At 35.9% G+C, this 9,499-nt stretch carries 7 protein-coding genes and 1 pseudogene; all 8 read left to right on the top strand.

The genetic code is table 11. From position 1 onward, the window contains the following. A partial coding sequence (locus B5F35_RS16665) for an FkbM family methyltransferase (protein WP_087242679.1) occupies positions 1-1,243 on the top strand: 1,243 nt, incomplete at its 5' end. A gap of 17 nt (positions 1,244-1,260) precedes the next feature. Beyond that, positions 1,261-2,373 (top strand): polysialyltransferase family glycosyltransferase, encoded by a 1,113-nt coding sequence (locus B5F35_RS16670; protein ID WP_087242680.1) that lies wholly within the window; start codon positions 1,261-1,263, stop codon positions 2,371-2,373. Next, on the top strand, positions 2,370-4,106 hold the full coding sequence (locus B5F35_RS16675; RefSeq protein ID WP_087242681.1) for a glycosyltransferase family 2 protein: 1,737 nt from the start codon (positions 2,370-2,372) through the stop codon (positions 4,104-4,106). The genes B5F35_RS16670 and B5F35_RS16675 overlap by 4 nt, the downstream gene beginning before the upstream one ends. A gap of 546 nt (positions 4,107-4,652) precedes the next feature. Further along, a complete protein-coding gene (locus tag B5F35_RS16680) occupies positions 4,653-4,940 on the top strand; it encodes a hypothetical protein (protein WP_140401273.1) in 288 nt (95 codons plus the stop codon). Next, entirely contained in the window at positions 4,937-5,806 is an 870-nt protein-coding gene (locus B5F35_RS16685) for a hypothetical protein (RefSeq protein ID WP_087242683.1), read from the top strand. Before B5F35_RS16680 ends, B5F35_RS16685 begins: the two co-directional genes overlap by 4 nt. 677 nt (positions 5,807-6,483) lie before the next feature. Further along, complete coding sequence (locus B5F35_RS16690; protein ID WP_087242684.1) at positions 6,484-7,251, top strand: ABC transporter permease; 768 nt, start codon at positions 6,484-6,486, stop codon at positions 7,249-7,251. Positions 7,252-7,264: 13 nt separating this feature from the next. Continuing rightward, the gene (locus B5F35_RS16695) at positions 7,265-8,011 is read left to right on the top strand and encodes an ABC transporter ATP-binding protein (protein WP_087242685.1); all 747 of its coding nucleotides are present in this window, start codon (positions 7,265-7,267) and stop codon (positions 8,009-8,011) included. 292 nt (positions 8,012-8,303) lie between these two features. Next, positions 8,304-9,335, top strand: a pseudogene (locus B5F35_RS16700) (IS256 family transposase); the annotation flags it as partial. Positions 9,336-9,499 lie beyond the last annotated feature (164 nt).

Below are 9,499 nucleotides of genomic sequence, written 5' to 3' on the forward strand. Positions count from 1 at the left end.
AGATTCCAGAGTGATGCAAAAAGAACAGAGGGAGGAAATGTTGGAATATCTGCTGTCTCAGCCTATTTCAGGGAAGCAGCAGGAAATGATGGCATCTGCATGCAAGGTAGAGCAGATTTCTAAAGAAGCAAGGAAAAATCTTTGGGAAAAGCTTTCTCAATATTCGGTTCCATCTGAAAGCATTTCATCAATTATTCATGCATTGATACAATCCAAAGTGATGCAAAAGAAGCAAAGGGAAGAGATGTTATCTTATTTGCTTTCCTGTCCATTATCCACAAAACAGATGAAAGAATGTATTTTGAAAGCAGTAGAATTTTCAACTAATCATAAAATTTTTGAATTTTCAAAAATTTTTGAAAGCTATCTCAACTTTCAAAATGCAATTAATAACTTGACTCCCTGGATTGATGAAGAACGTTTGGAATGGAAGAATGGAAAAGAAACTGCATTAAAAAAAGTACTCTTCGAGGGTATTATACCCCAAGATGCCTTATTAGATTTAATCTGCACAGAGCATATTTGCTATTTAAAAGATGCATGTATTGAATTTATCGATCGCAAACAATTGTGGTTGATGATGGAGGAATTACTATTTTCTGAGGAGTATTATTGTCAGTTTTCCTGCAAAGAGCCATACGTTTTAGATTGTGGGACAAATATTGGGCTTGCAATTTACTATATCAAACATTATTATCCAGAAGCTCATATTGAGGGATTTGAACCATGGAAAACAGCCTTTGACTGCGCGGTAAGAAATGTAGAAAGAAATGGATGGAAAAATGTAACTATTCATCATGCTGCGGTAGGTGGGAAAGAGGATGTGATGCAGTTAACGGTAGTTGCAGAAAATAGTTTAGCCGGGAGCCTCGCAGGAAGATTAGATGAAATGATTGAAAGAAAACATTGGGAAAAAAGTGTAGAAAATGTAAAGGTAGTGAAACTTTCTGATTATATTAATCGCCCGGTAAATTTTCTAAAAATGGATATAGAAGGATTAGAAAACGAAGTGATTGAAGAAATAAAGGAAAAGCTACCCAATATTTCTCAAATGTTTGTGGAATATCATTATGGATCTAGTATGAAAGATAATTCTCTAATAGAAATATTAAAAATTTTGTCTGATGCTGGATTTGTTTACCAAATTTCCAAGTCTCTTTCCTATACAGAATTGACACGGAAGAGACCTTTCGCACATGTTGGAAAGATGGTTTCTGAACTGATTTGGGCTGTGAAAAAATAACGTAATTGGAGGATAAAATGAGCAGTAAAAGAATTATTTATTTATGCCCCACTTTAATTTCTCTAATGAACAGTATTATAACTCAGCTAACTTTAAATAAAGGAATTCCGGCAGATATTGTTTTCGAAAATACAATGGATTTTTCTGAAATTAGCGAACGTCTAATGAAGTATCCAATATTCGAAAAATGTTTTCACTGGAATTCCCTTGAAGAAAAGTCAATTTATCATGATTTAACTCAACATGAAAAATTGCAGGTGTCTCATCGGCCTTCAAAAATTTTCCATATTCCTCGATTAAATGATCAATATACAGATTTATGTGTTCATATAGATTCCTATGCAGCTAAATTTTTTTATTACAGTTTAATTGAAAAAGGAATGAATCCGGACATTCATTTTGTAAGTGAAGGTACCGGAACATATGCGCTTGATTTTGTCAATACAGCTCGAGATAGTATTGATCATGAATATTATAAACATAAAGCATTTTTAAAAAAAGTAAAAAATGTTTATATTTATCAACCACAACTCTTTACCGGAAACAGAAAGATTGTGAATCTTGTAGAAATTCCACTTTTTTCATCGTTGGATTCTTCCATTCATAAAATGATTAATGAAATTTTTGGAAAGGCAAAACCTGTTGAAGAAAAACTAATCTTCTTTGAAGGGGTTTTTTGGGGGGACAATTATTTAGTAAATGAAATGGATCTTTTTTTGGAGATTGCTGATTATATTGGAAAAGAAAACATTGTAGTAAAGCGCCACCCTCGCAATAAAGTTGATCGTTTTACACCGATGGGATTTCATGTGATGGAACAACAGTATCTTCCTTGGGAGATTATGATTAAAGATATTGATTTGTCAAAAAAGGTATTGGTTTCGGTGGCTTCCTTTACAGCATTTTCGGCTAAAGAAATGTATGGACGTGTTTCAAGATCGATTCTTTTGGAAGATTTGCTTTTGGGAAAAGCACAGTTTTTAGAAGATCCAGGATATAAAAGATTTTTTCAAAGAGCAGAAAAGTTGTTTAATCAGGACGAAATGGTATCCTGGAGACCGAAAAGCATGAGGGAATTGCAAATCGTGTTAGATATTCTTGAGGAAAAAGTGGGAGGTTGGGGTAAATGAGTCAATCGGATTGGAGACAGCAACTTTCTGAGATTAATCCGCCGTATCTTTCAATTGTAGTTCCTGTTTATAATACGGAGCAATATCTTCGCAGTTGCTTAATATCTGTTGTTTTTCAAACTCTTCCTGAAACGGAAGTAATCGTTGTCAATGATGCGAGTCCTGATAATTCTCAGGTGATTATTGATGAATTTGTTCAAAAATTTCCGGATCGTGTTCGCTGTATAGTACATGATCACAATCAGGGATTGGCATATGCAAGAAGAAGCGGATTAAATGCAGCCAATGCACCTTATGTTTTATTTGTTGATTCTGATGATTTTATTAGTGGCCAGCTAGGAGAGGATTTACTTAAAGATATAGTGAGCCGCGAATTAGATATAGATTTTTTCCCAATTTTAAGGTGCTGGATAGAAAATGGAAAAAAGGAGGTTTTAAAGCCTCCGCAAAAAGAGGATAAGGAAACTTTTATTCGAGATGGGTATGCAGCATTTTGTGGAGCCATTTTTCGTAAAGAATTTCTTCTTCAGCAATCAGAAATTGCTTTTATACCAATGCTTTATGAAGACGCTGCTGCTATGCCGGCTTTGATTAGCCGAGCTAAACGGGTAGGATCCTATACCCCAAAAAATTATTATTTCTATCGATATGAACGTCAAGGTAGTATTTGTTCGCAACAAATTTCTAATAAAAAAATACATGATTCCTTTCAAGCAAACTTTATAGGAATAAAAAACGTTTGTCAAACCTGGAAATCTTCTTATGAATATAGAATGTTAAAAAGGGCCTGTGCAATATATCGAAATGAACCTTCCGTTCACGATTATGCAGTTTTTCATGTGAAAGAAGCGCTGAGGTTATGCGAATATCATAAAGAAGATTTTTCGCCTGTTTATCAAAAAAATTTTGAAACAATACAAAGAAGACCGGATCATATTTTAATCCCTAAAATTGTTTATCTCAATGGATTTATGAGGGATCAAATTGTAAATTTTTCTCGTTATCAAGCCGAAGCTGAAAAGGCATATTTATTTGCTCCAGAAATAAAAACAATAGACGCAAATATTTGCGATATGAATAATTTACCAGTATGGCTATCCGATCACTCAGAAGAAGAAAAAGGATTATATTTTATTTTGAAAGAAATAGTGACAAATGGCGGAATGTATATTGCTCCGACTGTGCGTGTCACAACCTCTTTTAACCGCGAAGCTTTTAGAAGTGCTTTTTTTGTATCAGGAGGTTCAGCATCTGTTTTAATGTGTGCTTTTGGCGGGGAGAAAGATAGTTTTTTACTATCTCAAATTTTGAAAATGGTCGAAGCTCCCTCTGTGAGATGGAAACGAAACAGTATAGCAGATTGCATAGCGCATGTTTTAATTGCAGAATGTGGTGTTCATTTAGATGGACGAGAAGAATTTGCTCATTACGGATTACATATGATAGCTTTTTCTGATGTTGTTCGTTCTATTAACCCTAAACAAAGTTATAGTATTTTAGATTATAGTAATCTAAAATATTCTCATGAAGAAGTTATTAGTCTTCCTTTTTGGATGAATGAATTTGCCTGGGAATGTGCCCAAAAGGCTGCATCTGTTCAAAGAAAAAATGCAGCAAGCAATTCATACGCTGAACAAGAGTTAAAAAAAATAAAATCCACCAGACTATTTAAAATTGCAAAAAAAATATATTATTTCATTCCACGGCGACTAAGAATATGGTTATGGAAATAATCTACTAAAGTGAATTTTATAATGCGGTATAACTTAAATTATTTGAGATTTCTTTAAGGGAAAAGGGAGGGAAGAGAATTGTCTATGGCAGTTTCAGTCGTTATATTATGTAATGTACTCCGTTTTCTTTTAGATTTTGCAAATAGCTCCCTCTATTACAGCTTATACAACCGATAGGATTATCTTTTTTCAGTTTTCAGGCGGTCGAATATCTGATCGATATTTATCGTGGAAAACGAATTGTGGAATCCGTGGGAACTATTCGATGGAACGTTACTTACTTTAGGGTTGGATTGGCCAAATATAATGGTATTGCTTTTGTCCTTGATAATTGTGTTAACTATGAGCATTTGCCAATATAAGAAGATTCATTGGAAAACCAATTTGAATGAACCAGGGTTTCGTATTTTAAGCTATTGTGTATGTTGCTTGCATTACTGTGCTTGTTGTATTTGGAATTTACGGTTCATCTTACAGTGCTTTTTCTTTTATTTACGTTAATTTTTAGTAAAATAAAATTTTTTTGTTAATTAAGGTGGTGGAGATATGAAAAAAAGAAACACCTGCTCTCCGTCGCGTGGAAAAAAGAGCTCTGTTTTAATGAATAAAGAAGTAGTAATGCAAGATTCATTGCAGAAAAAAGAAGAATTGCCCGTTAAATCTATAACTACAAAGAGTTTTCTCCAAACATTGTCAATAATTATGATCTTGTTTGTAGTATTATATGGGCTTAACGGTTTGCTTTTAAGCAGAGCAGGAAGTCAGTATATTTTAAATGGTCAAAAAATACAGAAACTTCTTATGATGTTATTTTTGCAGGAAGCAGTCATATGAATAATGCAGTTTATCCAATGGATTTATGGAAGGAGTATGGATTTACTTCATTTAACAATGCTCAGTCAGGAGAAATTCTTCCTGTTAGCTATTATACGTGCAAAGAAGCCATTGAAAAGTATCATCCTAAGGTTTTAGTGTTGGATGTATATCTGCTTTATCATGCCCGTCGAGATGGAAATATTTCTTGGATGCACCAAAGCATTGATAGACTGTCTCCCACAAATAAAATTCCAGCTATTCTAGATCTAGTACCACAGGAAAATCTGGAAGAGTTTTTATTTCCTATTACACTATATCATTCACGCTGGAAAGAACTATCACAAGTTGATTTTATAGGGGAAAATTCTGTTTATAGAGGATGTGCCCAAAACTTTGATATTGCAGAAGATATCGTAGGACTCACTTTTGAAAGCACACCAGAAAATGTAAAAATACAACCCCCACAAGTTCCCGTAGAATATCTGAATAAAATTATCGATTTATGTGATCAGACCAATACGGAATTACTCTTAGTTGCATTACCTTATTTTATTTCTTCTAAATTGGACGCAACTCATGATCTCAGTAATGATATGGCTTATTTTAATTGGCTGTCTGATTTTGCACAAGAAAATGACATCCCTTATATCAACTACTTTTATTTGGTAGATGAAATTGGTTTTGACTGGTGGAAATGTTTATATAATTATAGCCACATGAATTATTGGGGTGGCTCTATTATTACAGAGCATATAGGCAAATATTTAAACGCACAGTATGACTTGCCAGATCGCCGTGAAGATCCCGATTATCAACATTGGAACAAGGATTTGGAAACTTATCAAAAAAAGGTAGATGAGAGCTTATCGAAAATACAAAAATGAACGTGAAATGAAAAAACATGTTTATTGTGAAAAGTTTTTCTATCAAGGTGTATTAGAATCAAATTTAGCCGTAAAACGCTTTAAACAAAAGATAGTGATTATTACCAATGAAAAATTAGAAATGTAATGAAGGAATAGACATTTTCAGTTTCTTTTACGCTTTGTCTCATCTTTTACACATTTTAAATCACAGTATGAAAATAAGTCCATTATGAGTGATACGTTTTTACGAAAATTGTATCTTTACAGAATACTCATTTTAATTGTATGGATCTGTTTTATGACATTTTCAAATTGTTTTAAACTTGTTTTTCCTTATTTAATGTTAGACTATTTAAAATATCGTGTTTCTCCTACAATTTCCCATGAAAATATTTTAACAAATTACATGGATTCAGAAATGCTTTATTTGTAGCTATAAGAAGATGGAAAATGATAAAATATAGCATATGAAACAAATGTACAAAATGACATTTGTGATTTTGCAATCTTCATAAAGCCAGAAGCATAATTTAATTGCAAAATTTTAATGAGTGTATGTCAGAATAAGTATTATAATTTTGTTGATTGGTATATTAAAAAAATTAAAGCGCTTTAATTATTGAAATGTAATTTTGGTGTAATTTTTTTAGTACTATCTAATTTTTGTAAATATTAAATTATTGGTAGGTAATTTTATGGTTGCAAAATTAAAAAGATATTCTTTTATTTTTGAAGAGTTAGTTAAACGTGATTTTAAAAAGAAATATAAACGAACGTTTCTTGGAATGAGTTGGAGTGTTCTTTCCCCGCTTCTTCAGTTATTAGTTATGCGTATTGTATTTACTCAATTCTTTGGTCGAGGAATGGAGCACTATACCACATATTTGTTTTGCGGTAACCTAATTTTTTCCTATTTTAGTGAATCCACTGGACAGGGAATGTCCTCATTGATAGGGAATGCTGGAATATTTACGAAAGTGAATGTTCCCAAATATCTGTTTTTGTTCTCCAAAAATGTGCAGGCTTTGATTAATTTTGGCCTGGTGCTTGTCGTTTTTTTTGTGTTTTGTCTGATTGATGGCATCACTTTTACCTGGAAATTTGTGTTGCTGTTAGTACCGATTTTCTCGTTGATGTTCTTTAACATTGGTGTAGGTTTAATCCTCTCTGCTCTGTTTGTTTTTTTCCGGGATGTACAGTATTTGTGGTCAATATTCACACAGCTGCTGATGTATTTGTCCGCAATCTTTTATTCCATTGATTCCTATAGCCCCATGATGCAGAACCTTTTTCTTCTCAATCCTATTTATCTCTATATCCGTTACTTCCGCAAAATTGTGATAGATAGCACGATTCCTTCTGTTTGGTTCCATCTTCTTATGCTGGCAGATGTTGTAATTGTGCTGGGAATCGGCTGTTGGATGTACAAAAAGTATAATACAAAATTCCTGTATTATGTATAACGGAGGGAAGAGTATGGCAGTTTTAGAACTTCAAAAAGTCTCCATTCGTTATATTACGGGAGATTTTAAAGACATCGGACTGAAAGAATTTCTGATGCGCAAACTTACGCACCAGTATCATGTTCAGGAATTTTGGGCGGATAAGGATGTAACCTTTTCGCTGGATCGGGGCGACATGCTTGGCATCATTGGTTCAAACGGTGCGGGCAAATCTACTTTGCTCAAGGTGATTGCTGGTATTATGGAGCCGACAAAGGGGGTTGTGAAGAGAAATGGAAGTATCGCTGCACTTCTAGAGCTTTCCAGTGGCTTTGATGGGGATCTAACGGTCAAAGAAAATGCTTATCTTCGCGGGGCCATGTTAGGCTATACCCGCAAATTTATGGATGAAACCTTTGACAAAATTCTCGATTTTGCCGATCTGCGTGACTTTCGGGACCGACCATTCAAACAGCTTTCTTCTGGAATGAAATCCCGGCTGGCGTTTTCCGTTGCCAGTCTCGTCAAGCCAGATATCCTGATTCTGGATGAGGTGCTCTCTGTTGGCGATGGGGCATTCAAAGCTAAGAGCGAGGCGAAAATGAAGGAGATGATGGGTGGTGGCACGACGACAATTCTGGTTTCTCATTCTTTGGAGCAGATTCGTGCGCTATGCAGTAAGATTCTTTGGTTGGACAAGGGGCAGCAGATCGCCTTTGGTGACGATGTGGAAGAGATTTGCAACCGGTATCAGGAGTTTCTTAGCAGAAAAAATAAATAGTTTTTCATGCTACAAAGTGTTTCGATATGACACAGACTGTTTCTTCAAAAATGCAACCCATCTTTTTATACCTGTTTTCATTCATAAAAAATCTAAAATATTTTAATACAGCGAAAGATGATTTCAAAAAATGCAAGAGAGTGTGAATTCTTTCTTCACTGGCTTATTTATCTTTCCCAATGAGATGCAGTAGATTTGTGTGGGAAACCATGCCAACCTGCTGCTACTATATTTGCGTATCACTTTCAGATAGCCATTAAATCTTCGGATAAGACTTGAGCGTATCTGAACTCGTTCCGGCCATTATAAACGGAATCTCCATACAGCTGCAGGCGAAGTGGAGCTGAAAGTTCCAAAACTCAAGGGCATTCCTTTCGAGACGGCCATTATTGAAAGATATCGCCGCAGAGAATCTTCCGTGGAAGAAGCTCTGATTGAGATGTATCTGGCCGGTGTTTCTGTACGCCGTGTTGAGGATATCACCGAGGCTTTATGGGGAACAAAAGTATCTCCTGGAACCATCAGTAACCTGAACAAAAAGGCTTATGAACATATCGAAACCTGGCGTACCCGTCCGCTTTCTGGAAGCTATCCTTATGTTTACGTAGATGGCGTTTACCTGAAACGCAGCTGGGGCGGCGAAATCCAGAATGTTTCTGTTCTTGTTGCCATCGGTGTCAGTCAGGATGGCTGTCGGGAAATCCTTGGCGCAGCAGAAGGGATGAAAGAGGATCGTGAAAGCTGGCGCTCTTTCTTCGTATGGCTGAAAGAACGCGGGCTTACTGGTGTTCGGTTGATCATTGGCGATAAAAATCTCGGCATGCTTGAAACGATTCCGGAAGTCTTTCCGGATGCCAGATATCAGCGTTGTACAATTCATTTTTACAGAAATATATTTTCTGTTACGCCCCGTAACAAGATGAAAACGGTAGCTCTTATGCTCAAGGCGATCCATGCACAGGAGAGCAAGGAAGCAGCTCGTGAAAAAGCAATCCAGGTAGCGGAGAAACTTCGAACCATGAAGCTTGCCAAAGCTGCCAAAAAGGTAGAGGACGGGATTGAAGAAACCTTGACCTATATGGATTTTCCTACGCAGCATTGGACACGGATCCGAACTAATAATGCCATTGAACGTCTCAACCGTGAGATTAAACGCCGTACAAAAGCAATCGGTGCTTTTCCCGATGGACAGAGTGCCTTGATGCTCGTATGTGCCAGACTGCGTCATGTAGCGGCAACCAACTGGGGTTCCAGACGCTACATGAACATGGATCATCTTTTCAAACCAGAAGAGGATCTGCTGTCTGATATCATAGCCGGTTGACTACCGGTTGCCAAACGGTGGGATTTTGATTTTGCGAAAAAACCTTGACACTATCGGTTTTCCAGAGCTGTCTGGATCATAGAAAAGATTACAGCACTGCCAGCAGCCCCCTTGGGCGTATTGGCAAACAGAAAGTTCTTCCGGTCAATCACAAAGGGCTTTAT

It is taken from the genome of Anaeromassilibacillus sp. An200 (assembly GCF_002160025.1).
GTDB lineage: Bacteria > Bacillota > Clostridia > Oscillospirales > Acutalibacteraceae > Caccousia > Caccousia stercoris.

What these genes read in the sequence shown, in the direction of transcription:
- B5F35_RS16690 (WP_087242684.1), top strand. Translation starts at nt 6,484, where the DNA reads ATGGTTGCAAAATTAAAAAGATATTCTTTTATTTTTGAAGAGTTAGTT.
- B5F35_RS16670 (WP_087242680.1), top strand. Translation starts at nt 1,261, where the DNA reads ATGAGCAGTAAAAGAATTATTTATTTATGCCCCACTTTAATTTCTCTA.
- B5F35_RS16685 (WP_087242683.1), top strand. Translation starts at nt 4,937, where the DNA reads ATGAATAATGCAGTTTATCCAATGGATTTATGGAAGGAGTATGGATTT.
- B5F35_RS16695 (WP_087242685.1), top strand. Translation starts at nt 7,265, where the DNA reads ATGGCAGTTTTAGAACTTCAAAAAGTCTCCATTCGTTATATTACGGGA.
- B5F35_RS16675 (WP_087242681.1), top strand. Translation starts at nt 2,370, where the DNA reads ATGAGTCAATCGGATTGGAGACAGCAACTTTCTGAGATTAATCCGCCG.
- B5F35_RS16680 (WP_140401273.1), top strand. Translation starts at nt 4,653, where the DNA reads ATGAAAAAAAGAAACACCTGCTCTCCGTCGCGTGGAAAAAAGAGCTCT.